This window comes from Parasediminibacterium sp. HNIBRBA5674 (assembly GCF_056745525.1).
Genome location: NZ_JBQWIE010000002.1, coordinates 110,870 through 136,746 on the forward strand (window position 1 = coordinate 110,870; position 25,877 = coordinate 136,746).

The 25,877-nt window shown below is 36.2% G+C and carries 21 protein-coding genes; 9 read left to right on the plus strand and 12 right to left on the minus strand.

Annotation, left to right across the window (positions count from 1 at the left end):
- The first annotated feature begins 75 nt into the window (after window positions 1-75).
- Both ACT9TX_RS01930 and ACT9TX_RS01935 read left to right on the plus strand, forming a co-directional pair.
- A complete protein-coding gene (locus tag ACT9TX_RS01930; protein WP_481336514.1) occupies window positions 76-531 on the plus strand; it encodes a hypothetical protein in 456 nt (151 codons plus the stop codon).
- A 28-nt stretch (window positions 532-559) separates the two neighbouring features.
- Window positions 560-934, plus strand: coding sequence for a hypothetical protein (locus tag ACT9TX_RS01935; RefSeq protein ID WP_481336515.1), 375 nt, complete (start codon window positions 560-562; stop codon window positions 932-934).
- A 90-nt stretch (window positions 935-1,024) separates the two neighbouring features.
- Here ACT9TX_RS01935 and ACT9TX_RS01940 read toward each other — a convergent pair whose 3' ends face one another.
- On the minus strand, window positions 1,025-1,513 hold the full coding sequence (locus ACT9TX_RS01940; RefSeq protein ID WP_481336516.1) for a DUF6702 family protein: 489 nt from the start codon (window positions 1,511-1,513) through the stop codon (window positions 1,025-1,027).
- Window positions 1,514-1,568: 55 nt separating this feature from the next.
- Between ACT9TX_RS01940 and ACT9TX_RS01945 the strand changes: the two genes are divergently transcribed.
- Both ACT9TX_RS01945 and ACT9TX_RS01950 read left to right on the plus strand, forming a co-directional pair.
- Window positions 1,569-2,150 carry a HupE/UreJ family protein gene (locus ACT9TX_RS01945; protein ID WP_481336517.1) on the plus strand — a complete coding sequence of 194 codons (582 nt, stop codon included), beginning with the start codon at window positions 1,569-1,571 and terminating at the stop codon, window positions 2,148-2,150.
- A gap of 107 nt (window positions 2,151-2,257) precedes the next feature.
- Window positions 2,258-4,669, plus strand: coding sequence for a M1 family metallopeptidase (locus ACT9TX_RS01950; RefSeq protein WP_481336518.1), 2,412 nt, complete (start codon window positions 2,258-2,260; stop codon window positions 4,667-4,669).
- 127 nt (window positions 4,670-4,796) lie between these two features.
- On the opposite strand, the gene ACT9TX_RS01955 is transcribed toward ACT9TX_RS01950, so the two are convergent.
- The 8 genes from ACT9TX_RS01955 to rpsO all read right to left on the minus strand — a co-directional run bounded on the left by ACT9TX_RS01955 (window position 4,797) and on the right by rpsO (window position 12,293).
- Window positions 4,797-5,468, minus strand: coding sequence for a hypothetical protein (locus tag ACT9TX_RS01955; protein ID WP_481336519.1), 672 nt, complete (start codon window positions 5,466-5,468; stop codon window positions 4,797-4,799).
- A 153-nt stretch (window positions 5,469-5,621) separates the two neighbouring features.
- Window positions 5,622-6,026 (minus strand): hypothetical protein, encoded by a 405-nt coding sequence (locus ACT9TX_RS01960; RefSeq protein ID WP_481336520.1) that lies wholly within the window; start codon window positions 6,024-6,026, stop codon window positions 5,622-5,624.
- Window positions 6,027-6,518: 492 nt separating this feature from the next.
- Window positions 6,519-8,192 (minus strand): helix-hairpin-helix domain-containing protein, encoded by a 1,674-nt coding sequence (locus ACT9TX_RS01965; protein ID WP_481336521.1) that lies wholly within the window; start codon window positions 8,190-8,192, stop codon window positions 6,519-6,521.
- Between the two features lie 140 nt (window positions 8,193-8,332).
- A complete protein-coding gene (locus ACT9TX_RS01970; RefSeq protein WP_481336522.1) occupies window positions 8,333-8,701 on the minus strand; it encodes a hypothetical protein in 369 nt (122 codons plus the stop codon).
- Window positions 8,702-8,770: 69 nt separating this feature from the next.
- A complete protein-coding gene (rpmA, locus tag ACT9TX_RS01975) occupies window positions 8,771-9,037 on the minus strand; it encodes a 50S ribosomal protein L27 (protein WP_481336523.1) in 267 nt (88 codons plus the stop codon).
- Window positions 9,038-9,119: 82 nt separating this feature from the next.
- A complete protein-coding gene (gene rplU, locus ACT9TX_RS01980) occupies window positions 9,120-9,425 on the minus strand; it encodes a 50S ribosomal protein L21 (RefSeq protein ID WP_379014214.1) in 306 nt (101 codons plus the stop codon).
- 197 nt (window positions 9,426-9,622) lie between these two features.
- Window positions 9,623-11,815 (minus strand): polyribonucleotide nucleotidyltransferase, encoded by a 2,193-nt coding sequence (gene pnp, locus ACT9TX_RS01985; RefSeq protein ID WP_481336524.1) that lies wholly within the window; start codon window positions 11,813-11,815, stop codon window positions 9,623-9,625.
- 208 nt (window positions 11,816-12,023) lie between these two features.
- Complete coding sequence (rpsO, locus tag ACT9TX_RS01990) at window positions 12,024-12,293, minus strand: 30S ribosomal protein S15 (RefSeq protein ID WP_481336525.1); 270 nt, start codon at window positions 12,291-12,293, stop codon at window positions 12,024-12,026.
- Between the two features lie 223 nt (window positions 12,294-12,516).
- Between rpsO and ACT9TX_RS01995 the strand changes: the two genes are divergently transcribed.
- Together ACT9TX_RS01995 and ACT9TX_RS02000 are read left to right on the plus strand one after the other, a co-directional pair.
- Window positions 12,517-13,641, plus strand: a complete 1,125-nt coding sequence (locus ACT9TX_RS01995; RefSeq protein WP_481336526.1) for a glycosyltransferase — start codon at window positions 12,517-12,519, stop codon at window positions 13,639-13,641.
- 13 nt (window positions 13,642-13,654) lie between these two features.
- Window positions 13,655-14,794, plus strand: a complete 1,140-nt coding sequence (locus tag ACT9TX_RS02000) for a glycosyltransferase (RefSeq protein ID WP_481336527.1) — start codon at window positions 13,655-13,657, stop codon at window positions 14,792-14,794.
- 31 nt (window positions 14,795-14,825) lie between these two features.
- Here the strand turns inward: ACT9TX_RS02000 and ACT9TX_RS02005 are convergent, their stop codons facing one another.
- Window positions 14,826-15,659: a hypothetical protein gene (locus ACT9TX_RS02005; RefSeq protein ID WP_481336528.1), complete on the minus strand. Its 834-nt coding sequence runs from the start codon at window positions 15,657-15,659 to the stop codon at window positions 14,826-14,828.
- A 114-nt stretch (window positions 15,660-15,773) separates the two neighbouring features.
- On the opposite strand from ACT9TX_RS02005, the gene ACT9TX_RS02010 reads away from it, so the two are divergent.
- From ACT9TX_RS02010 to ACT9TX_RS02020, 3 genes are read left to right on the plus strand one after another with little or no spacing between them, the layout of a single operon-like run.
- Entirely contained in the window at window positions 15,774-17,141 is a 1,368-nt protein-coding gene (locus ACT9TX_RS02010) for a DUF3667 domain-containing protein (RefSeq protein ID WP_481336529.1), read from the plus strand.
- 9 nt (window positions 17,142-17,150) lie between these two features.
- Window positions 17,151-17,930, plus strand: coding sequence for a nucleoside triphosphate pyrophosphohydrolase (gene mazG, locus ACT9TX_RS02015; protein WP_481336530.1), 780 nt, complete (start codon window positions 17,151-17,153; stop codon window positions 17,928-17,930).
- Complete coding sequence (locus ACT9TX_RS02020; protein ID WP_481336531.1) at window positions 17,927-21,670, plus strand: sensor histidine kinase; 3,744 nt, start codon at window positions 17,927-17,929, stop codon at window positions 21,668-21,670. Before mazG ends, ACT9TX_RS02020 begins: the two co-directional genes overlap by 4 nt.
- Window positions 21,671-22,128: 458 nt before the next feature.
- Here the strand turns inward: ACT9TX_RS02020 and ACT9TX_RS02025 are convergent, their stop codons facing one another.
- Together ACT9TX_RS02025 and secDF are read right to left on the minus strand one after the other, a co-directional pair.
- Window positions 22,129-22,476, minus strand: a complete 348-nt coding sequence (locus tag ACT9TX_RS02025; protein ID WP_481336532.1) for a hypothetical protein — start codon at window positions 22,474-22,476, stop codon at window positions 22,129-22,131.
- 187 nt (window positions 22,477-22,663) lie between these two features.
- The gene (gene secDF, locus ACT9TX_RS02030; RefSeq protein WP_481336533.1) at window positions 22,664-25,738 is read right to left on the minus strand and encodes a protein translocase subunit SecDF; all 3,075 of its coding nucleotides are present in this window, start codon (window positions 25,736-25,738) and stop codon (window positions 22,664-22,666) included.
- Between the last annotated feature and the right edge of the window lie 139 nt (window positions 25,739-25,877).

Consider the following 25,877-nt stretch of genomic DNA (forward strand, 5'->3'; position numbering starts at 1 on the left):
GTGGGTGGTTTTAAAGGATTTTCGTAAAACTCTAATTCATTCTCATATTTTTGTAATGAACACAAAATGACCTATATGAGTTGGATTCTTGTTAATGATATTTTATCTGATAATAAACAAAATGTAATTTGTTCATTTCTTCCTGATGTAAATGAAGAAACAGTTAGAATGATAAAGAATTCTAATGAAATTATAGACTTGTTTGGACGGTTTGTTCAGAACTATGATGAAAGTAAAAAAATTAGTAAAAAATTATTCAATCAATTTGAAAGTATAGTAAATCCAAATGCAGATTATAATTTCTACTGGGAAATTGGTAATAATGGAAAGCTTACTGACAATGTTGGAAATATTATTTGTGTACTTTCTGATAAAGACTCGATTAATTCTAAGATTATTAAATTCTTGCCAGAAGTATTTGCAGCTGCTCAAATGTTGGTAAAAACGTATAATTCAAGTAAGGATGTAAAACAAAAACCTATTTATGAAAACATCTGTATGGTTTATGATAGAATAAGTCAACTTAGCTAGATGATATTTTAATCAAAGTTTTTTTATTATGAAACAAGAGAAAAGCGTTTTAATTGGATTTCTGTTAGCATTATTATTTGGTCCACTAGGATTATTATATTCTTCAATTGTTGGTGGGCTTATAATGCTTGTGATAAGTGTAATAATTGCAATTTTTACACAGGGTTATGGGTTAATTTTAACTTGGATAATTTGTATAGTTTGCTCTATTATTATCACAACTGGTTCAGAAAGTTCTGAAGGCGCTGACAAATCGAAAAATAATCTTACTAGCAACGATACAAAGGAAAACTTATTTAATCAATTGTCACAATTACATGATTTAAAAGAGAAAGGGGTTTTAACTGAAGATATTTACGAGAAAGAAAGAAAGCTAATTTTAGATAAAATATCGTCAACATAACTTTCTGCAAAATAGTTAGTCCGGATTTACCAGTTAGTCCGGATTTGTAATCCGGTCTTCAGAGCCAAGGATTTTAAATCCCTCAACAACCTAAAACTCAAAACTCGCACTCGCTTTAGGGTTATCTAGTTTAAAACTTTTATCGCCAGCAGCGGCTTTTACATGTATAATATTACTTTGCTTTTGTTCAAATTCGTAAAGCAAACTACAGTTTACATCAAGTTTTTTTAGCGATGTAACATTCTCTACTTCAAGATACACCCAAATGCTTTCAAGCCTTTGCTCGTAGCCTATATAATGCATGGTTACAGGTTTACCTTCTACCTTTAGTTGCAGTTTAGTTTGCAGGTAAGCATTCACTAGCTTGTCTACAGCGGCTTTATCAGTAGGGTGTTGTAGGTCTAGCTTGGTATTATTGCCAAATTTCTTTAGCGTAGCTTCTAGGTCTTCAGCAAAAATACGCACACTTACTTCTAAACTTTTTTCCTTTGTGTTTTGGTCTATTTGCACTACCGACACAAAAAATGGATGAAAGAATATTGCTGTGGTAATCAACCATCTAACCAAGATATTTGCCATTTAACATTTGCTTTTTGTAGTTGCAAAGGTGCTAATTAATTTTCAACTCTTACACATGAGTGACTTTCAATTATATTTTACTTTAGGTAGGCAACATATTGCCGATTGGCAAGGCATTGACCATATTTTATTTGTAATGGCATTATGCCTGCGCTATCAATTTGCCGATTGGCGAAAAATATTGGTGCTTATTACCGCTTTTACCATTGGTCACTCGGTTACTTTGGCTTTAAGTGTGTTTAATGTGGTACATTTTTCTACCAAATGGATTGAGTTTTTAATACCTGTTACCATCGTTATTACTGCCATTAGCAATGTTTTTGTAAAGAAGTTTGTTTACAAAAGCAAGTTTCCATTCATCTACTTTATGGCTTTAGGCTTTGGGCTAATTCATGGTCTTGGTTTTAGCAATTATTTAAAAAGCTTGCTTGGTACTGATGAAAGCATCATCATGCAATTATTGGCGTTTAATGTAGGGCTAGAAGTGGGGCAGTTAATAATTGTTGCAGGTGTTTTGCTCGTTTCACTTATCTTAGTACAGTTACTAAAAGCAGGTAGGCGAGATTATATTTTGTGGATGAGTGGTGGTGTATTTGCATTAGCTATGCAAATGTGCTTGCAGCGGTGGCCTTTTTAGATGATAGTTAATAGGCGATAGTTCATGGTTGTAGCTTACAATTTATCAACCATGACCAATGACCCATAACCAATACGCTTTAAACTTTAAACTATAAACAACACGCAATGAGAAAGCTTCTATTATTTGCTTTGATGGGTGCTGGTATCGGTGCTACGGCGCAGGATATTAAGAACAACCCAGGATCAAATCACGGTAATAAGTTTGAGCAGTTAGGTACTATTTTACCTACGCCAAATGAATACCGTACCGCTAGTGGTGCACCAGGCCCTAAGTATTGGCAACAACGTGCTGACTATGATATTAAATGTACACTAGACGAGAAAAAATTGTTACTAACAGGTAGTGAAACGATTACCTACTTTAACAATAGTCCCGATGTATTAACCTACTTGTGGTTACAGTTAGATGAAAACGAACATAGTTCAGTATACAATTCTGGCTACCAAACTAGTAATTCACTTGGCAGAGCGCAAACTGTAGCAGGCTTACAAGCTATGGCTGACGCCAAAAAAGACAATGGCTTAGGTGATAAAATTTCTAAAATTACCGATGCTTTAGGCAAACCAGTAAAATATACCATTAACAAAACGATGATGCGTATAGAATTACCAACTGCTTTAAAACCTGGTCAAACCTTTAAGTTCAACATTGATTGGAGCTACAAAATCACAGATCGTTTATCAGTAGGTGGCCGTGGTGGTTACGAGTATTTTCCAGAAGATGGCAACTACATTTTCACCATGACACAATGGTATCCTCGCCTTTGCGTGTACAGCGATTTTCAAGGATGGCAAAACCACCAATTTGTTGGTAGCGGCGAGTTTGCACTAACATTTGGCAACTTTAATGTAGCAATGACTGTACCTGCTGACCACGTTGTTATGGCTACAGGTGAAGGACAAAACTATGCTAGCATATTAAGTGCTGCACAGCAAGCTCGCTGGGCTGCTGCTAAAAATGCAAAAGAACCAGTAGAAGTAGTAACCTTAGAAGAAGCTACCAAAGCTGAAAAAGCACCTGCAAGTGGTACTAAAACTTGGGTATTTAAAGCCAATAATGTACGTGACTTTGCTTGGGGTTCTTCACGCAAGTTTGTATGGGATGCCATGCCAGCTTATGTTGAGGGCAAAAAAGTAATGTGTATGAGTGCTTATGGTAAAGAAGCTTATGGTTTGTACCGTAAATTTTCTACCAAAGCAGTAGCGCACACTATAAAAACTTACTCTAAGTTTTCTATCCCTTATCCTTACCCTGTAGCGCAAAGCTTAGAGGCAAGTAATGGTATGGAATATCCAATGATTTGCTTTAACTATGGTAGAACCGAAAAAGATGGTACTTATACTGAAGCTAGCAAAAATGGTATGCTTGGTGTAATTATACATGAGGTTGGCCATAACTTCTTCCCAATGATTATTAACAGCGACGAGCGTCAATGGACTTGGATGGATGAAGGCTTAAACAGTTTTGTAGAATACCTTACAGAAGAGTTATGGGATAACAAATTTCCTTCTCGTAAAGGTGCTGCATGGACCATTGCAGATTACATGCGTTTGCCAAAAGATCAGCTAGAACCAATTATGACTAACAGTGAAAATATCATCAACTTTGGTCCTAATGCTTATACCAAGCCAGCTACAGGTTTAAATATTTTACGTGAAACCATTATGGGTCGTGAATTATTTGACTATGCATTTAAAGAATATGCACGTCGTTGGGCATTTAAACATCCAACACCGGGCGATTTGTTCCGTACCATGGAAGATGCAAGTGGTGAAGATTTAGATTGGTTTTGGCGTGGTTGGTTTTACAGCACAGACCCTTGCGACATTGCTATAGATACTGTAAAGCATGCCGTTTACGATCCTAATGCTACTGCACAAGCTGGTGGCTTTGGTGGTAGAGGTGGTGCAGGTTTTGGTGGTGGCAACGGTGTTGCAAAACCACTAGTACCTTTATTTGATGATATTTCTAAAATCAGAAATAGAGAAGATAAAAAGATTGTGTTTCAAGTAGATGCTGATACTTCTTTAAGAGATTTCTATTGGAGATACGATAGAGGTATTGAGCCTTATGACAGCACTGCAAAAGCGGCTTTACCGCCAGCGGCTGCGCCTGCTGCACCAGAAGCTTTAACTGCAGAGGAAAAAGCACAATATGCCAACACACATTTGTACGAAATTACTTTTAGCAACAAAGGTGGTTTGGTAATGCCAATTATTGTTGAGTTTAAATTTGAAGATGGTACTAACCAAATAGAAAGAATACCAGCACAAATTTGGCGTAAGAATGAGAACTTGGTTACCAAAGTTTTCATGACCACTAAAAAAGCAATATCTATTAAATTAGATCCATTACGTGAAACAGCTGACATAAACGAGGCTAACAACGTTTGGGGTAAAGTAGATGCAGAACCAAGCAAATTTGCTTTGTTTAAAGCAGGTGCAGGCAACCGTAGAAACCCAGCTGCTACTACCAAAAATCCAATGCAAATTGCAAAGGAAAAAGGTGGTAAATAAGATTTATGATTGAAATGATTTTTGTGATTGAATGATAATAAAAGCGGTGAAGTCGTTAACTGACTTCACCGCTTTTTTATTTAAGGTGTTTAAAAACTCCCTTTAGGGTCGGGGCATTGCTGGGGCTTTACCCAACTCTGCCATCCCTTACTTTAAAGGTCTTTTTGCCTGAGTTCTTTTTCTCAAATTCTAAAATCTCTTTGGTCTTCAATTTCTCAGGCGCTTTTTTGGTAGTATCTGTTTTAGCTACTGCAGTTGATGCTGCACCTTCTACTTTTGGTATTACCAGTTTATCCATATCATAGTTTTCGGTTTTTACAAGCGATAAAGAGCCTGGTCTGTAATATTTCCACACGCCATTTTTATAGGCATCACCTTCACGTTTTATTACCCTTCTTATCACCTTGTACGGGTCAACAACATCGGGTACATCTATCGTATCGTAAGGTTTTTCAGGGTTAATGGCTCGCCAGCTTTCTTCTCTTTCTAGCCCAGCAATAGTATAATATCTACAAATACCATCTTTAAAGCCCCAGCGATAATTTTCAAGCCCTATAAAATCACCTTCTAAACTATATAAGCGCCAAGGCCCTTCCTTTTTATCGTTTTTAAACACACCTTCTTCCTCATAGCCAGGTTCGCCACGTAGGCTTTCTATGCGTATTTTCCATCGACCCTGCTTTTGGCTTTTCATATCAGTGCAATTAATCGTATCGCCTGTAGATGTTAAACGATACGTTCTACACTGTGCCATACCTTGTAAACCAACTAATAATAATGGTACTATTAACCAGCGCATAATTTATTTTTTAGTGTATCAAAATTAGCAAACAATTAGCGCAAGAAATTGCTAATGTTCTTCAATGAGCACTACTTAAAATAAAAAAGCTACTGACTCAATTAGGTCAATAGCTTCAATCCTCTCAAATTATAAATTTCAAATACCCAATCACTAAACAAGCTCTCTCGTTAAGTGTATCTTGGTCATATCTAAATACTGGTTTTGCAGTTGATGCACATAATGCACATTAGGGTTGTGGCGCTTGTCTTCTCTATACCACATTTCCATTTTACTAAAATCACCATCTACAGGCGTTACAATTCTAAAACTCCCTTTTTTGTACTTGGCAGAGCCATCAGCATTTGGTTCTTTACTAAAACCAAGGTCTAGCAAAGCAGCATCATCCAGTACAATCGGGTGAAGGTGTTCGGTATCAAACCAAAACTCTTGTACATCAGTGAGTACGCATACTTGTTTTTCGTCACCATTAAGGTTTACTACTTCACCAGTAGATAATTGACCTTCGTATTCGGCTTGCACAAAGTCGCCAATTTTAATGTCATTAAACTTAATCATATAGCTTATCGTTTTAAGAACGAAAAGATAAGTAATTATTTCATACAACAAGATTTTTTACACAAAAAATACTATAAGGTAACACATGTAAAGCCCTTATATGATTCGCTTTTATGTTTTGGGTAAAAATGCTTTACTTCCAACGGGAGTAACACATTTCAAAACAGAAATGCCTTACTTCCAACGGGGGTGATACGTTTCAAAACAGAAATGCTTTACTTCCAACGGGAGTGATACGTTTCAAAACAAAAATGCCTTAGTTCCAACGGGAGTGATACGTTTCAAAACAGAAATGCCTTAGTTCCAACGGGAGTGATACGTTTCAAAACAGAAATGCCTTAGTTCTAACGGGAGTAACACTTTTCAAAACAGAAATGCCTTAGTTCCTACAGGTGTAAATTGTTTTTTAGCTGCTAAATAAGATACTTTGCTCAATGCCTATCGTTAACATTAAATATAAAACGTTCTCGTAGGGTTGCATTTTGTTAAATATTAGCGTTTAAGTTGCTGCACTGCTACAAAGGCTTCAAACTGTTCAAGGCTAAAGCTACTCAAGTTTTTCGCAGCCGTAAGCCCAGCTTTTTGCGCTACTAAAACACCGTATTTACAATCTGCATAACCATCTATCGCATGTGCATCAGGATTAATAGATATCAGCACATTTTTGTCCAGCGCATGTTTTATCCAGCGCCAGTCTATATCCAATCTTCTTGGGTGCGCATTTAGTTCTATCACCACATTATTGGCAGCGCAAGCATCTATAATTTTTACGTGGTCTACAGGGTAGCCACCACGGCTTAGCAACAATCTACCAGTCATGTGGCCAAGTATCGATGTGTAAGGATTTTCTATAGCATTTATCAAGCGCAACATGGCTTTTTCTTCACTCATCTTCAAGTTCGAGTGAATAGAAGCAATTACTACGTCAAAGGTTTTAAGTACATCTGTATCATAATCTAAACTACCATCACCAAGTATATCACTCTCTATGCTTTTAAATATCTTAAATGGCGCCATTTTAGCGTTTATCTCAGCTATCTGCGCATGTTGAGCCATTACCTTTTCTTCAGGTAAGCCTTGCGCATAAAAAGCAGTTTTCGAGTGATCACTAATTACCAAGTAATCATAGCCTTGTGCTTTTGCAGCGCTAGCCATTTCTTCAAGCGTATTTACGCCATCGCTCCATTTGCTATGGCTGTGTATAATGCCTTTAATATCTTTATGAGTAATGATTGTTGGTAAACTATTGCTTTTAGCTTGTTGTATTATAGCAGCGTCTTCACGTAAGTAAGCAGGTATTACAGCTAGGTTAGCTGCTTCAAATATGGCTTCTTCACTATCGTAGTTTGCAGTTTCGTCCCAGCCCGTAATGTTGTTCCAATTGCTTAAAAAATCATCACTGCAACTTGTAGTAAATAAGGTGCTATACAAGTTTGTTTCTGCTACGCAGTAAAAACCAAGCGTTACATTCTCTTTGCCTACAAACGATGCATAATTACCATCATCATCTACCAAATCAAATTGGTGTTTGGTTAAAAAATCTATCAGTACTTGCTTATCTAGTGTGGTTACCCATTCTAGCTTTTCTATTATTTCTAGTTGCCTTCTAAAAGCACCTGTTATAGTAAATCTTTCTTTAGGAAATAATGCCTGCATTTTAGCATGTACATTACCTGCAAAATGTTCTATTTGTTGGTATAAATAACTACCTAGGCTGCCAAGGTAAAACTCAATACCTTCTTTAATATTTTGCTGTGTTTTCTCGCCAAAGCCTTTGTACAGCATCAAGCGGTTTTCGTTACAGGCATACAGTAGTTCACCCAATGTTTCTATTTCTAGTTCTTTCCAAATAGTAGAAATTTTCTTAGGGCCAATGCCTTTTATGTTTAGCATCTCTATAATGCCTGGCGGTGTATTCGCTAAGTATTCGTTTAATAATTGCAATTCGCCTGTTTCTATTTGCTCTACTATTTTTTCACCTATAGTTTTGCCTATACCTCTAATGGCAAATATTTTATCAGCTGGCAAGTCTACTAAGGCAGATGGCAACTTTTCAATGGTGTAAGCAGCTACCGAATACGATTTTGTTTTAAAGCTATTCTCACCATGTATATCCATCAGTTTGCCAAGTAATGAGAAGTTTTCGGCTATTGCATAATTATCCATACTAATTAGTTTAATCAATTACAAACATAAAGAACTCAAATAATCACGGTACTATCAAAAACATCAACGGTTTAAAATAAAAAAGTCCCGAAGTTACCTTCGGGACTAATAGTATGATAGTAAAATCATTTACTTGTTTACTACTTCTTTTTTGCAGCAGCTTTTTTAGCAGGTGCTGGTGCAGCTTTCTTTGCAGGAGCAGCTTTTTTAGCAGGTGCTGATGCAGCTTTCTTTGCAGGAGCGGCCTTTTTAGCAGGTGCTGATGCAGCTTTCTTTGCAGGAGCGGCCTTTTTAGCAGGTGCTGGTGCAGCTTTCTTTGCAGGTGCGACCTTTTTAGCAGGTGCTGGTGCAGCTTTCTTTGCAGGTGCGGCCTTCTTTGCAGGAGCGGCTTTTTTAGCAGGTGCTGGTGCAGCTTTCTTTGCAGGAGCAGCTTTTTTTACTGGTGCTGGTGCAGCTTTTTTTGCAGGAGCAGCCTTCTTTGCAGGTGCTGCTTTTTTTGCAGTTGCCATGTTTTCAGAAATTTAATGGTTAGTTAATAACCTAAAAGTAAAAACTTATTGCGTACTGCAAAAATATTTTTATTCAGCTACCTCAACAGGGCTTACAGAAACGTAAGTTTTGTCTTCTCTAGTTTTTCTAAATTGAACTAAACCATCAGTTAAAGCGAACAATGTAAAGTCTTTACCAACACCTACATTTTTGCCAGGATGGTACTGTGTACCTCTCTGACGGATGATGATATTACCAGATAATGCTGGCTGACCACCAAATATTTTAACGCCTAAACGTTTGCTATTAGAATCACGGCCGTTTTTTACCGAGCCTTCACCTTTTTTGTGTGCCATCTTATAAAGATTTGAAAGTTTTGAATGGATAATATGCTACTCACGCCTGTGCAGTAGGCACATTACTAATACCATCTTAAAATTAAGCGATGCTTTCGATTTTAATGCGGGTATAGTGTGTACGGTGGCCATGTTTCTTGCGGAAACCTTTTCTACGCTTCATTTTAAAAGCGATTACTTTGTCACCTTGTACAAGGTCTTTAACTATTTCAGCAGTTACTACAGTTTTAACGTCTGCACCTACAGTTAGGGCACCAGCGTTATCAACTAACAATACTTCGCTGAATTGAACTTTATCGCCAGTGTTACCTTCAATATGAGGTACGTACAAACTATCTCCAGCTTGTACTTTAAATTGCTGACCTGCTATTTTTACAATTGCTAACATAACTATCCAAAATTTGGACGGCAAAAGTAAGGGTATATCTTCAAATTTCGCAACGATTTTTCAAATAAATTATTCAAGATAATTTTTAGATGCAAATTTTGAATTTACAAGCCTATTTTCAGCCATTTTTATTTACAACACAACTATTTGAATTAAAAAATCCCCTCAAATTCTGAGGGGATTAATATTAATTGAGATTAATACCTATTTCTTTCTGGTCTATCAGGTCTATCTGTTCTTGGTCTTTCTTGTCTTTCACCATCTTCAGCAGATCTTTCTGGCCTTGGCATTAATGCTTTGCGGCTTAATTTAAATTTACCAGTACGCTGATCAACTTCCATTAGCTTAACACTTACTTTATCGCCCTCGTTAAATACGCCATCCATGGTTTCTAAACGGCTCCAACTTATTTCGCTAATATGTAGTAAACCTTCTTTTTTAGGTAAAAATTCTACGAATGCACCAAAGTCTTTAATGCTCTTGATAGTGCCTTCGTAAGTTTTTCCTACCTCAGGTATTGCAGTAATGCTATTAACCCAAGCAGCAGCTCTTTCTAGGCTTTCTTTCTGTGGAGAGAAGATGCTTACTTCACCAGTGTTACCAACTTCTTCAATGTTGATAGTAGCGCCAGTTTCTCTTTGTATTTCTTGAATAATTTTACCACCTGGTCCTATCACTGCACCAATAAATTCTTTATCAATGATGATTTTAACCATACGTGGTGCATGTGGTTTCACTTCTTCACGTGCAGCAGGCATCGCATCGTACATCGCATTTAAAATGTGTAAGCGACCTTTACGAGCTTGCTCTAAAGCTTCCATCATTACTTCCATGCTTAAACCATCTACCTTAATATCCATTTGTACACCGCAAATACCATCACGAGTACCTGTAACTTTAAAATCCATATCACCTAAATGATCTTCATCACCCAAGATATCTGTAAGAATAGCGTATTTACCATCTTCACGGGTAATTAAACCCATTGCTACACCACTTACGTGCTTAGGAATAGGCACACCTGCATCCATTAAAGCTAACGAACCTGCACAAACTGTAGCCATTGATGATGAACCGTTACTTTCTAATATATCACTTACTACACGAACTGTGTAAGCATAATTATCGCCCGGCATCATTTGTTTTAAAGAACGCATAGCCAAGTTACCATGACCAACTTCTCTACGGCTTTGACCACGCATCATTTTTACCTCACCAGTACTAAACGGAGGAAAATTATAATGTAAGAAGAATTTGCTATCAACAGATTTTGCAGCGCTTTCTACTAATAATTCATCTAAACCAGTACCAAATGTTACAGTAGTTAATGATTGTGTTTCACCTCTAGTAAATAAAGATGAACCGTGTGGCGTTGGTAAAATATCAACTTCCATAGCTAATGGACGAACTTGGTCTAGTTGTCTACCATCTAAACGGAAACGATCGTCTATAATCATGCTTCTTACAACTTCCCATTGTAAATCTGCATAATATTTTTTAGCTAATTTCTTTTGTAAATCTGTTACTTCTGTACCTAAACTTTCAATTAATTCGTTCTTTAAAGCACTGTAAGCATCGCTACGTTCATGTTTTGCAGAACCTTTACGAGAAATTTCATAAATTTTATCTTTTGCAAAAGCCTCAACTTTAGCTTTAATTTCTAAATCTTCAGCTGGTTTTTTATACTCTCTATAGCCAGTTACACCTTTAGCAGCTCTTAGTTCTTGTTGTGCTTTAATTTGTACACGAATAGCGTCATGAGCCAATTGTAAAGCTTTAATTAAATCTTCCTCGCTACATTCTTTTGCTTCACCTTCAACCATCATTAGGTTTTTCTCAGTAGCAGCAATAATAAATTCTAGGTCAGATGCTTCTAATTCGCTTCTTGTTGGGTTTACAATAAATTCACCATTTAAACGGCTGATACGAACTTCAGAAATAATTTCTTTCATTGGTATATCAGAAACCGCAATAGCAGCCGATGCAGCTAAACAAGCTAATGCATCTGGCAACACTTCTAAGTCGCTAGAAACAAGGCTTATTAATACTTGTACATCGCAGAAATAATCTTCTGGAAATAATGGACGTAACGCACGGTCAATTAAACGGCTAGTTAATATTTCATAATCGTTTAAGCGGGCTTCTCTTTTAAAGAAAGAACCAGGTATACGACCTGCCGATGAAAATTTTTCTTGATAATCAACACTTAGAGGAAAAAAGTCTTGACCTTCTTTTGGGTCTTTATTGGCAACTACAGTTGCTAATAAGATACAGTTGCCTTGACGAACGGTAACAGCACCATCTGCTTGGCGGGCTAGTTTACCAGTTTCGATAAATACTTCTGCACCACTTGGTAGCAGAAAACTTGATTGTATTGGTTGTGATAACATTGTAGTGTAATAATGTGGTAATAAAGATAATGTGCTAATATAAAGCCATTAACATTACCGTGTTAGAATAACTAATAAATGAGGAAAAATAGGAGTGAAAAACACAAATCCCAACATCAAATAGAAGTTGGGATTTGCATATACGAGAATGTGAATTCAGTATTGTATATGAAGGCCTCCAAACCCCACTTAGTAGGGATTTGAGACTTTATTTTCTTAGACCTAATTTTTCAATTAAAGCACGGTAACCCATTAGGTTAGTTTTTTGCATGTAGCTTAATAAAGCTTTACGCTCACCTACTAATTGAATTAAACCTTTTTGGCTTGAGAAGTCTTTTTTATTAGCCTGTAAGTGTTTGCTAATATCTAAAATTCTCTCAGTTAATAAAGCTATTTGAGCTTCAGTAGAACCAGTGTTAGTTGCAGCACCACCAAATTGGGTGAAAATGCTAATCTTTTTTTCTTTAGTAATTGACATCTTAATTTCTTTTAGAGCAAACGGTATTGCTTCTTTTAAATTTTTTGTGGCTGCAAAAGTAGGATAAATTTTGTAAGTGTAGAAAGTTTTAAAAAATATTTTTTTTCAACATTGCAAATAGATACCAACTACCTAGCAACACCCATCTTACTCCCATTTAACTACGTATTAAAAGCCACAGATTTTAAGTAGATAAAAATGATACAACTATGGTTTTGCCAAAATGCCAACGGCTATATTTGCCTCAAACTTAGTCACATTGCCCCGTATTATTTGTACAGTAACCAACGATTTAAGCTACGACCAACGGATGCAGCGTATCTGTACATCGTTGTCGAGTGCTGGTTATGAGGTAGTTTTGGTGGGTAGACGACTAAAAAAATCCATACCATTACAAGCGCAACCATTTATCCAAAAGCGCTTGCCTTGCTTTTTTACTAAAGGCTTCTTGTTCTATACTGAATACAACTTACGGCTGCTATTCTTTTTGTTATTTACACGAGCTAATGCCTTCTGTGCCATAGATTTAGATACAATTCTGCCAAATTACATCGCATCTATTATTAGAGGTAAACCTAGGGTGTACGATGCACACGAGCTATTTACCGAATTAATTGAGGTAGTAAGCCGTCCAAGTATACACAAGGTTTGGTTAGCCATAGAGCGCTTTGTAGTACCTCGCTTTCAGTATGGCTATACAGTAAATCTGTTCATTAAGGAAGAGTTTAAACGACGCTATGGGGTTGATTATCAGATAGTAAGAAATCTACCACTGAAGAAAGAAATAACTGTATTGGAAAAATATCCTCGCTTTACGGTATTGTATCAAGGTGCTGTAAACGAAGGCCGCAGTTTTGAAACCCTGACACCTGCCATGCAACAGGTAGATGCTAACCTATTAATATGTGGTAATGGTAACTATTTTACCCAAGTACAAGACTTAATACAACAATATGGTGTAGAAGATAAGGTGACGCTAATGGGTGCGGTATTGCCAAATGAACTAAAAGCTATTACACCTAAATGTCATGTTGGGGTTACCATCTTTGAAAGTGAAGGGCTAAATCAATATTACTCACTTGCTAATCGCTTTTTCGATTATATGATGGCTGGCATACCGCAGATATGCGTCAATTACCCAGAATATGCACACATCAACAACCAATATGGCTTTGCCTACATGATAAAAGATGTACTGCCACAAACAATTGCAACAGCATTGAACAATTTATTGGCCGACAATGTTTTATACAAACAATTACAAGCTAATTGCGCTATAGCTAATGAGCAGCTTAACTGGCAACAAGAGGAAAAAACATTGATTCAATTTTGGAATACGATACTATAAAGCCATAGAAATTTTGGAAAAGCATTTACATATTGTTTGTTTAAACGTGCCTTATCCGGTAAACTATGGTGGTGTGTTCGACCTATTTTACAAGCTACCTGCATTACAAGCTGCTGGGGTAAATATTCACCTACATTGTTTTGATTACGGCCGTGGTGCGCAAGAAGAGTTGAATAAATATTGTGTATCCGTTAATTATTATGAGCGCAGAATAGGCCATGAAAGTATCTCAACATCACTGCCTTATATAGTAGCTTCTCGCAAAAATGATGAGTTATTAGATAACCTGCTACAAGACGATTACCCCATTTTTATGGAAGGTGTACATTGCACTTATCTGTTAAACGATGATAGATTCGCGAAGCGGCGCAAATTTGTACGTATACACAATGTAGAATACCAGTATTATCACGACTTATATAAAACAGCTACCTCACCTTTTAAGAAATTGTATTACTGGCGAGAAAGTAGATTATTGAAACATTACGAGGCTTCTATTGCAGGTAAAGCAACTGCCTATTGGGGCGTTACACATAAAGACGTCGCTTATTATCGCAGTGAATATCAATGTAAAACCATCGATTATTTGCCATTATACTTACCACCAACTTGGGAAGTAAAGGGCATTACAGGCATTGGTAATTACTTTTTGTACCAAGCAGATTTAAGCGTGGATGCAAATGAGAAAGCCGCCATTTGGTTGTTAGAAAAAGTGTTTAGTAAAATAGAAGTGCCGTTTGTAATTGCTGGTAAAAATCCTAGTGAGAAACTACAACGCCTTGCACATACACAATTGCATACTTGCATTGTTGTTAATCCATCTGAAAAGGAAATGCAGGATATGATAGCAAAAGCACATGTAAATATCTTACCGTCTTTTCATAGTACGGGCATTAAATTGAAATTATTAAATGCGTTGTATAATGGTAGACATTGCCTAGTAAATACTGCTACTGTAGATGGTAGCGGTTTAGAAAGTCTTTGCCACATAGCCAATACTGCTGACGAGTTTATAGCTGCTATACAAGCCATTGAAAACCTACCTTTTGTAGCAGAAGATGTTACACTACGTGAGATAGCATTAAAAGGGATGTTTAACAATGCTGCCAATGCTGCACAGCAAGTAAAATGGATTTGGACTGATTATGCGTAGCTATTTTATAAAGCCATAACTACTTTAAACTTTACTGATACAAATACCCATATTCAACCTTGCCAATTCGTTGCTTTTGCTTGTTGTAGCAAACTTCGCTTTCTTTAAGTCCTTTATCGTTGTAAGTGTAAGTCCATACTAGATAATTACTACCGCCATTAGTTACTTGGGTCATTTTGCTAATTCTGCCCTTATCATCGTATTCGTACAAGAAATCTGGTAGCATTTGCTTAGCTCTAGTATTAAAGCGTACAATATCTGTTACTTGATTTTTATCGTTGTAATAGTAATAATAGGTTTCAAAAACTCTACCTTTTCTTTTCCAACGTTCTTCACCAATATTGCCTTTTTCATCGTACACAAACTCAATAAAAGTAGTGTCTACTTTGTTCTTAATTTTTAATAAAGATGCAGGAATGTTATTGGCATTATAAGTCCAAATATGTACTTCGTTACTATTAATACCAACGGCTGTATCGTTTGTGTTTGAAGTAATAGTTACAGGCAAGCCTTTCTCGTTGTAAGTAAATGTATTGGTCGTTTCTACCTTGTGGTTTACATCTACACTTTTCTTTACTCTGCTGTTTTCGTAAGTTACTGTTAAGGTACTTTTCGAGCCTTCTTGTAATGAAGTAGTTGTTACTGTTTTTCTAAAATCAGGACTTACTTCTTGCTCTATGCTAAAGCCTTGCGTTACTTCACCCGAAGGCTCGTAGCTAATAGCTTTGATGGTTTTTATTCTGGCTTGTTTTATCAACTTAAACTGCTGATTGCTTAAGGTGTTGGCAACAATATCGTTGTAATAATATTGACCATTAACAATGCTACAGAAACAAACAGTAAACAGTATAAAAACAATGCGCATTAGAGAAGAAATTTCGTCAAATGTAGAAGCAAGTTTATTAACAATCCAAAAACATCAAAGCATATCATTGGCTATAACCGCTTGTTGCTGTATTTTTAGCCAAATATTAACAGCGTGTCTCATTTAAAAGAAAGAAAGGAAAAGCAGTGTCTTAATTGTAATGCGGTTATTTATGGTAGGTTTTGCCATGTTTGTGGGCAAGAAAATGTTGAGCCTAAAGAATCCTTTTTGCATTTGGTGAGGCATTTTATAGAAGATATTACGCACTTTGATGGTAAGTTTTTCGATACGTTGCGCTACCTTATTTTACGTCCTGGTTTTTTATCTTATGAATATATGCGTGGCAGACGCAACAGCTATCTCAATCCAATTAGGATGTACATCTTTACATCAGCTATTTTCTTTTTAATTTATTTTTCGGTAAATAAAAAAGAACATGCTAAGGATGGCGATGCGACACATACAGTAGAATCAGCTGATAATCATGGTAAAAAAGGTGGTCTTTTTGGTATAGGTGATAGTATTAAAGCCAATTTTAAATCAAATTTTGAAAAGGATCACGTTATAGATTCTTTAGAAGCTATTGAAGATTTGTTATCAGATTCAATTAAGATGACAAAAGATGCTGATGTAAAAGAAAAATTGCTAACCCAAAAAAAAGCGATAACTAATATATTAAAAATTAGTAAGTCTATTGTTGGTAATAATGACACACATCAGGAAAAAGATAGTACACACGATGCGCATCGAAAAGTAGTGAAAGACACTGTAAAGACCAATAGATATGCGTATAAACCAGTTGAAAATCCAATAAAAAGCGGGCAAAAAAAGCTTGAACATTCTAGTGCCAAAACAAAGGAAGCTGCCGTTGAAAAATATTCGCAAGAATTGAAAAATAGAATAGATAAGAAAGGTATTGTTGCTGAGGATGTTTCTATTGAAGAAACTAAAGACGAAGAAAATGAGCCAGATACGCTTGCTGTGCCAGGAATAACATTTGTTAACACACATAAACAGAAAAAGCAGAACACATCTGAAAATAAAGGTGCTATAGAAGGTTTTTTAGATGGATTGTCAGAAAATAGAGAAGAAGTAAAGCATAAAATACCTCAAGTTATGTTTATAACTTTACCTTTTATGGCCTTGATATTGCAACTTTTATATAGGAAGTTAAAGCAATTTTACTACGTCAATCATATCATTTTCATAATAAACCTTTATATTGGTGTTTATTTGTTGATATTATTTGAGTTAGGGTTAGATTATTTATATAAACTCAGTCACTTCGGTTTATTCACTTTCTTATCTGCTATTGTAAGCATTGGTTCGTTTTTTTACGTATACAAATCGTTGCGAAATTTTTACCATCAAGGTAGATTTAAAACGTTTATTAAGTGTTTATTGCTTTATTTTCTATTCTTTATTATAGCTGTTATCAGTTTTCTTGCAGTAGCAGCATTGCCATTTTCGTTATCTCATTAAAATAGTATTATGCCAACATTATCAGATAGTTTTTTAAAATTAGTTTCTATAATGGATGACCTAAGAGCAAAATGCCCTTGGGATAAAAAGCAAACAATAGAAACCTTACGTCCATTAACCCTAGAAGAGACCTATGAGCTTGCCGATGCCATTACGGATCAAGATTTTAAAGGCATCAAAGAAGAACTAGGTGATGTGCTACTACATATCTTGTTTTATGCAAAAATTGGTAGCGAGCAAAACCAATTTACGTTGCAAGAAGTAATTGATGGCATTAGCGAAAAACTCATTGTTCGTCACCCACATATTTATGGTGATGTAATTGTAGAAAATGAAGAAGATGTAAAACGTAATTGGGAGCAAATAAAGCTTAAAACTAACAATAAAAAGAGTGTTTTAAGTGGTGTGCCCAAAGCATTACCTGCTGTGGTTAAAGCCACTCGCATACAAGAAAAAGCCAAGCAAGTAGGCTTTGAATGGGAAAATAAAGAAGATGTATTTAAGAAAGTGCAGGAAGAAATAGGCGAGTTGCAAGAAGCTATTGCAGAAGACAATCAAGCGCATATTGAGGAAGAATTTGGTGATGTAATGTTTAGCCTTATAAATTATGCACGGTTTTTGAAGGTAGATGCTGAAGGTGCTTTAGAAAAGACCAATAAAAAATTTATGTATCGTTTTCAGCAAATAGAAACCATTTCTACGCAACGTGGCAAAGCCTTACAGGATATGACTTTGGATGAAATGGATGCAATTTGGAACGAAGTAAAACGCTTAAATAAAAACGCTTGACCCAATCATTACGTACCGCTTTTAGGCTAAACAGACGAATACTTATTACAGCATTGTGTCTTTATGTAATATCTGTACTGCTTACTGCTTTTTTAATTCATCGTGCTGCGCCTAACCAAGTAGTAAAGCAATTAGAAGCTAGAATAGCCAAGCATGAAGCCACATTTAATACAATTTATACCGATAATGCTTTACTTACACTACTTACAAAAGATACGCTTACTACAAAGCAATCGCAACTACAAAACCTGCCTTTTGGCTTGTTTGTGTATGTGTTAAACGATGTGGGTCATCCTATTTTAACGTATTGGAATAGCAACCAATATTATTTGCCTACTCAAAATATATTGCAGCAAGATGGTAGTTATTTCACCACCAATCAAAATGGCAATTTTGAAATTGTAAAAAAATCTACTCGCGTAAATGGACAAACCATTCTGGTAAATGCAGTAATACCTATTAGGTGGCATTATTTTATAGAAAACAAATACTTACACACCAACTTTGATGGCTTTAGTGATTTAGATGCGCAATATGACATAAGTAATGATAGTGGGGCTTATGTTGTACATAATAGCGAACAGCAACCTATTTTTAAAATTACACCTAAGCAAAATGACTATTTTATTTCCTACGATTTTGTAACTATTTTATTACGTACACTAGCAATAATACTGTTTGTAGTAGCGCTTAATAGTTTAAGCTTGCAAGTAGTTAAAGACAAAGGGTTTAATAAAGGGTATATTATTTTAGTATGTACAGTTATTTTTTTGCGGTTGCTTACTTACGTATTGCCGTTTCCATTTCAGTTTTCTAAGCTCGGTTTGTTCGATAGGTCAGTGTATGCATCCAACCAAATACATCCATCGCTTGGGCATTTATTAATAAATAGTGTTTTGGCTTTTTGGTTAATAGGGTATTACAAGTTTTATAAACCTACTACTGATAAGCACCAGTCGCCCAAATGGTTGGTGTACACTAATCTTGTATTGCTTTTAGAAATTACATTTTTTGTAGCCAAGATTGTTACAAGTCTTGTATCTGATTCAAAAATTTCGTTTGATGTTACCAACTTTTTCAGCTTAACTATTTACAGCATTATCAGCTTTATTGTGCTAGGTTTTTTGGCATTATCTTACTACCATTTGTCTCATATTTTATTAAAGCCAGTATTGCGCTATCAGCTACCGCTATGGCTACAATTATTGGTGGTGTTAGTGTTAGGGTTGGTGTATTTGTCATTTACGATAGGTAGCCCTAAAACAACCATGCATCTTGTGATACTAGCTTGGCTATTGTGTTATATAATATTAACCAATTGGCGTAAAAATGATCTGTATTTGTCATTGCTTAAGTCCTCTTTTTTTATTTTTTGGATGATGTGGTTTGCAGCCTCGTGTACCATTCTTGTAAGTTCGCAAAACAAAGTGGTAGAGTGGGCGCAACGCCAAAATATGGCAGAGCGCTTGGCCAATCAAAGCGACCCTAATGGCGAAAATTTATTAGCCATTGCAATGGCTAATTTCGATGATAAAAGCTTGGTAAAAAACTTCTATAAATTTCATTCAGAATTTAGTAATAGATTTTTAAAAGATAGCTTATTGAGCGAAAATTTTTCGGGCTATCTCAATAAGTTCGATACGCGTATTTACACCTTCGACACTTTGTATCATCCTCTATACAACGATGATCCCACTGGTTATGCCATCTTAAAAGCAATAGCCGTAAATAAGGGCAAAGCTGGCATTATACAGGATTTGTACACCTATCAAAATGCCGATGATCAAGTGCATTATTTGTACGAAAAAGCAATAGAAAATGATGGCATAAAACTAGGCTATTTTTTTGTGGTAGTAAAGCCAAAGCGCTATAAAAGCGAGGCTTTGTACCCTGAGTTATTTAAGCAAGTACAAGATTTAAATATCGACCTAAATACTAATTACGCTTATGCTGTGTACATTAATGGTAAAATGGCTAACAAGCTAAACGATTACGATTTTCCTACACAAATGAATAATAAAGCCTTAACTCCATACGAGTATAAAAAAATAACAACCGCCAACTTTACCGAGCTATGGTATAATGCTGGTAATGCAAGGTCCATTATTATTGCCAGGCAAGACCCTGGCCTGATAGAAGTTGCTACGCTATTTGCCTATTTGTTTTTTACTTTTTTAATATTGGTAATTACGTTTCATGCAGGTAGTTATTTGCTACGTACAGATTTTAGTAAACTAACGCTTACGCAAATTTTACAAACCAATATTCGTGCTCAAATACATACTACCATCATTTTTGTAAGCTTGTTTTCGTTTGTGGTAGTTGGTATAGCAACCATATCTTTTTTTATCAATCGCTTTAATACTACCAATGAAGCTAGGTTAAGTAAAACCATACAATTAATAGCCAACGAGATAGAGCAGAAAGTAAAAGAAATTCGTACGCAAATGCTTTTTGACGATGCCCTTACCATAACTGAAGTAGGCTTTGTAAATGAACTTGAACGTAAAATTACCGAGGTATCAGAAGTACATAATGTAGACATTAATTTTTTTACAGCAAATGGCAAGCAAATAGCTACCACGCAGCCTTACATCTACAACAAATCTTTACTTAGCTACCAAATGAACCCTAAGGCTTACGAGGTGTTACATTACAGTAAGGCTAGTCGTTTTATACAGTCAGAACATATAGGTAAGCTTAACTACATTAGTATTTACTTACCCATTCTCAATGAAGATGGTCATGTATTTGCCTACCTCAATATTCCATATTTAAACTCGCAGATAGAGCTTACACAAGAAATTTCAAACTTTATCGCTACCCTTATAAACCTAAATGCGTTTGTGTTTTTGCTGGCTGGTGCTATCGCTTTTTTACTTACAGAGCGCATTGTATCTGCCTTTAAAGCCATAGCCGATAAAATGCAACAGGTGAATCTATCGCAGCACAACGAAGTAATTACCTGGCATAGAAACGATGAAATTGCACCATTGGTAAATGAGTACAATGCCATGGTGCAAAAGCTAGAGCAAAGTGCTGTGGCACTAGCTCGCAGCGAGCGTGAAGGTGCGTGGAGAGAAATGGCAAGGCAAGTAGCCCACGAAATTAAAAACCCACTAACACCTATGAAGCTAAGCATTCAATACTTGCTTAAAGCCATAGATGCAGATGCTGCCAATAGCAAAGAACTCTCTAAAAAAGTAGCCACCACATTGGTAGAACAAATAGACCAACTAGCAAAAATTGCTGGCGATTTTAGCCAATTTGCCAATATTAATAATGTGCAATTAGACACGTTTGATGTTGCAGAAGTGCTTACCTCGGTTATTGCTTTGTATCACCACAGCGAGGGCGTTACCATTCATTATCAGCATACAACCGCAAGTTTAGTTACGGCCGATAAAACCCAACTCAATCGCTTATTTACCAACCTTATTAAAAACGCTATAGAAGCGGTAGACGATGAAGACGAAACCAACAAACCTATAATAACCATTGTACAACAGCAGCAAGCAAAGGCAGTTGTAATAAGCATTACAGACAATGGCAAAGGCATACCAGAAGCCATGCAAAGCCACATATTTACACCCAACTTTACCACCAAAACATCTGGTACAGGCTTGGGCTTAGCCATCTGTAAAGGCATTGTAGAAAACATTAACGGTACCATACAGTTTAGCACCCAAGCCAATGTAGGCACTACGTTTACAGTTACGTTGCCATTGGCAGAGCTGTAACTGGTACACTAAAAAATTAGAAGCGCAACAGTTTTTCAAAGCCAAGCAGCCCTCCTGCTTTTCGCTATTAGTCCTCGCCACCCGATAGCTATCGGGTCGTGCCTCATGGCTGTGGGCTAGCCGCTGCAATCAGGGCTATTATGTGGGGCGTTAGAATCATTACTGTACACATAAAAAGGGGCCACTATAGAAATAGCAGCCCGTTCGTTCATTGCTGAACTTGCGTCAAAAAAAACCGAGTTTATGCGCTAATGATAATAGCATTGATAAATGCTTTATACATTCGCTTGCGAATAAGATGTTGTAATAATTATTGGTGAATTTGTACGTGATAGATGCTATGCCATATAACGCTTAGTGCGTTTTGTAATAAGTAATAAGTACGTACAAGTGCATTTAACATATGTGGTCAAACCTGTAAGTACGGTAATGACTTTCATTAAGTAAATGCAAAAGCGTTACGCTTTGGGTGGTGGTGGTGTAATATCTTTAGAAAATAAGAAACAGTACTTTTCATCTAATGGAAAAGCAACAGATACAACGGTTACAAACTCTTGTTCTAAAGTAAAATTGAGCGGTTTTGGCTCATAAATTTTAATAGAAGTATGCTTTAAACTTTGGGTAGTTTTTTGCTTTGGCAGCTTATGTGTTGTTTCAGGAAAAGCATCTTTATGGCCTAGTACTACCTCAGAAATATATTCGGTAGCTGAATTAATATCGTTGAAAGTATTATGAGATGTATTGCTAACTAATATTGGGTGAAACTCTATTGCATCAATACTTTGATTGAGTATTTGTAATGCCATTAGTAGTATCAGGCACTTTAAAACGATATTTTTTAGCTTGGCTATCATTAATTACAGTGCAATAATACGTAGAACTTGCGTCTTTCAAACACTAATAGATGTTAAGGCCATTTTTTGCGAAGCTAATAGTAAACAAAAAGCCCCGCAAACTAGTTGCAGGGCTTTTTAAGTAAACTATATCAATCATTTATTTTTTCACTTCACTAGAACCTAGTGGTTTGTTTTTTGCAAAGTCAACCAAGATAGGTGCAGCTACAAAAATAGATGAGTAGGTACCTGTGATAACACCAATTAACATCGCAAATGCAAAACCTCTTGTAACCTCGCCACCAAAGATGAATAAGATTAAGATGGTTAAGAATACAGTTAATGAGGTCATTACTGTACGGCTTAATGTTTGGTTAATCGCTCTGTTAATGATAGTGGCGTTGCTTTCACCTTTCATTAGCTTGCTGTCTTCTCTAATTCTATCGTACACAATTACGGTATCGTTCATTGAGAAACCAATAACGGTTAGTATCGCTGCGATAAAGTGCTGATCTATCTCTAATGGAAAAGGCACAATTTTACGAGCAAAACTGAATACGATTAAGGTTACAAATACGTCGTGTAACAAAGAGAAAATAGTACCTAAACTGTATCTCCAATCACGGAAACGGATGAAGATATACAAGCAAATAACTAAGATAGCAAATATGGTTGCTTTTTGTGCACCAGATTTCAAGTCATCAGAAATTGTAGGTAATACAGTTTGAGAACTTTGTTTGTATTTGGTATCAAATTCAGCATAAGTAGTACCAGTAGGTAAATGATTAGCTAAGCCTTTAAATAAAGCTGTTTCTACTAATGAATCGATGTTTTTACCAGTCTCATGTATTCTATAAGCAGTAGTAATGTTTAATTGATTAGCACTACCTACAGTTTTAATAATAGGCGCTTGATTACCAAATTCTACTTTTAGTTCATCGATTAATTTTTCTTGGTTTACAGCTTGTGTAAACTTAACTGTGTAGCTTCTACCACCAGCAAATTCAACACCTTGATCGAAACCATTGAAGTAAGAAGCAATACCTAATACCAATACTACCGCAGAGATACCGTAAGCAACTTTTCTGTACTCAATAAATTTATAAGAAGCGTGTTTAAATACTTTTTTAGATAAACCAGTAAAGTAATCGAAGTGACGATTTTTACCCATGTACAAGTCTGTAACTAAACGAGAAATTAAGATACCGCAGAACAATGATAATACGATACCAACCATTTGTGTAGTTGCAAAACCTAATACAGGGCCTAAACCAAAGTAAGCCAATATTGCAGCCGTTAAGAAAGTAGTAACGTGGGCATCTAATACTGGTGCTAATGAACGTTTGTAACCATCGTTTACAGCCGTTGCGTAGTTTTTACCCTTGGTTAACTCTTCTTTAATACGTTCGAAAATAATTACGTTAGTATCTACCGCCATACCAATGGTTAATACTAAACCTGCAATACCTGGTGCAGTTAAAGTAAAGCCTAGTGCAGCTAAAATACCAATGGTGAATAGTAAGTTCAATATCAATGCAATATTAGCAACCCAACCTGCTGTGTTGTAATACACAAGCATTAAACCAAATATTACAATGAAAGAAATTAAGAAAGATAATGCACCACCTTTTAAAGCAGCATTACCAAGTGTTGGCCCAATTACTTGGTCCTGAACAATCTTAGCTGTTGCAGTAAGCTTACCACTCTTTAAAATATCTGCTAATTCTTGTGCTTCCTTTACAGTGTAGCTACCGCTAATAGAAGAGTTACCACCAGTAATAGCTTCGTTTACGTTTGGTGCAGAATACACAAAATTATCTAGTACAATAGCGATTGGTTTACCTACATTTTTGCCTGTCATTTTAGCCCAAATGTTAGTACCAATTTTATCCATGTTCATTTTGATAGACACTTTGCCTTTGTCATCATAGTCTTGTACTGCTTCAGCAACGTGTTCGCCTTCTAGTTCAGCTTGACCATTATCTAAAGTTTTGATAGCATATAGCTGTAAAATAGTTTTAGAAATTGCAGGATCTTCACTATCAACTTTACCATACATCAACACCATGTTAGCTGGAAACTTGCTTTTTGCAATATCCATGCGTAACAAAGTATTCAACTTGCTTGTATCAATTGCCTTTACATAACCAATAGCAGCAGGGAAAACTGTTTGACCATTTTTACCTTGTTGTGGTTGTGTAAATTGAATTAAACGTCTAATAGGTGCTTCGTTTGCTTTATAAACTGAGCTATCAACTTTGCTAGTGGTAGCAGTTTTGTTTTTAGCTAAGTCTGCCATGCTTTTAGCTTTCGCTGTATCAACAACAGCAGCTGTAGCAGCAGTATCTTTTTTAGTAGTGTCAACAGCTTTAGTACCGTTTAAGTAGTCTTGTACCGCTTTATCAGCAGCTACTAAACCATCACCTATTTCGTTTAGGTTATACACTTCAAAAAACTGTAAGTTGGCGCTAGATTGGATGATTCTACGTACTCTTTCAGGGTCGTTAGCACCAGCTAATTCTATGTTAATTACAGCTTTTACTTTATCAGGGTTAATGCTTGGTGACGATACACCAAAACCATCAATACGTGTTCTTAATACGCGTAAAGTATTGTTGAAGGCACTTTCAGCTTGCTCTCTTAAATAAGCAATTACTTTAGCGTCATTGTCATCAAACTTTACTTTACCGTTACTTTTTCCTGCAAAAAGCGGTGCTAAAGTAGCGTTAGGGTTACCAGCTTTAAACTCGTTGGTAAACAACGTGATAAAGTCTGCGCCACTATTGGCCTTTTTTGCTACAGCTGCGTCAAGCGCTTTGTTAAAGGCAGCATCTTTGCTATAGTTAGCAAGCGATTTTACCAAGCCATCTAAACCTACTTCCACGGTTACACTCATACCACCTTGCAAGTCAAGACCAAGTAATACTTCCTTGTCTTTTGCGCTGCGGTAAGTTGTTAAACCAAATGGACCAATTTTAGTGTCTTTGGTGCTGTCTAATAAGCGTTGTAAGCGAGCTCTTTTTAACTCTTTCAATGTGTCAGCATAAAGTGCTTGAAGCGCTTCATTGCCTGCGTACTTCTCTTTCGCAGATGGATAACTTGCTGATACCCATTTGTCAGCCTTAGCTTCCATATCGTTCTCATGGCTATGTACAAACCAAGTAAATGATAGTTGATAGATACAGATAAGAATTAGGGCAATCGCAAAGAAGCGTACTAAACCTTTCAGTTGCATAATTAGTAACGGTTTAAAAATTTTTAAGTGGGCAAAGATAGGGGGAAAGGCTATGAAAAAATCCAAGGCCAAAAGTGGCGATTTTATTTGAAAATAGCACACAGATTACGCAGATTATCATGATTTTTTACAATTCCGG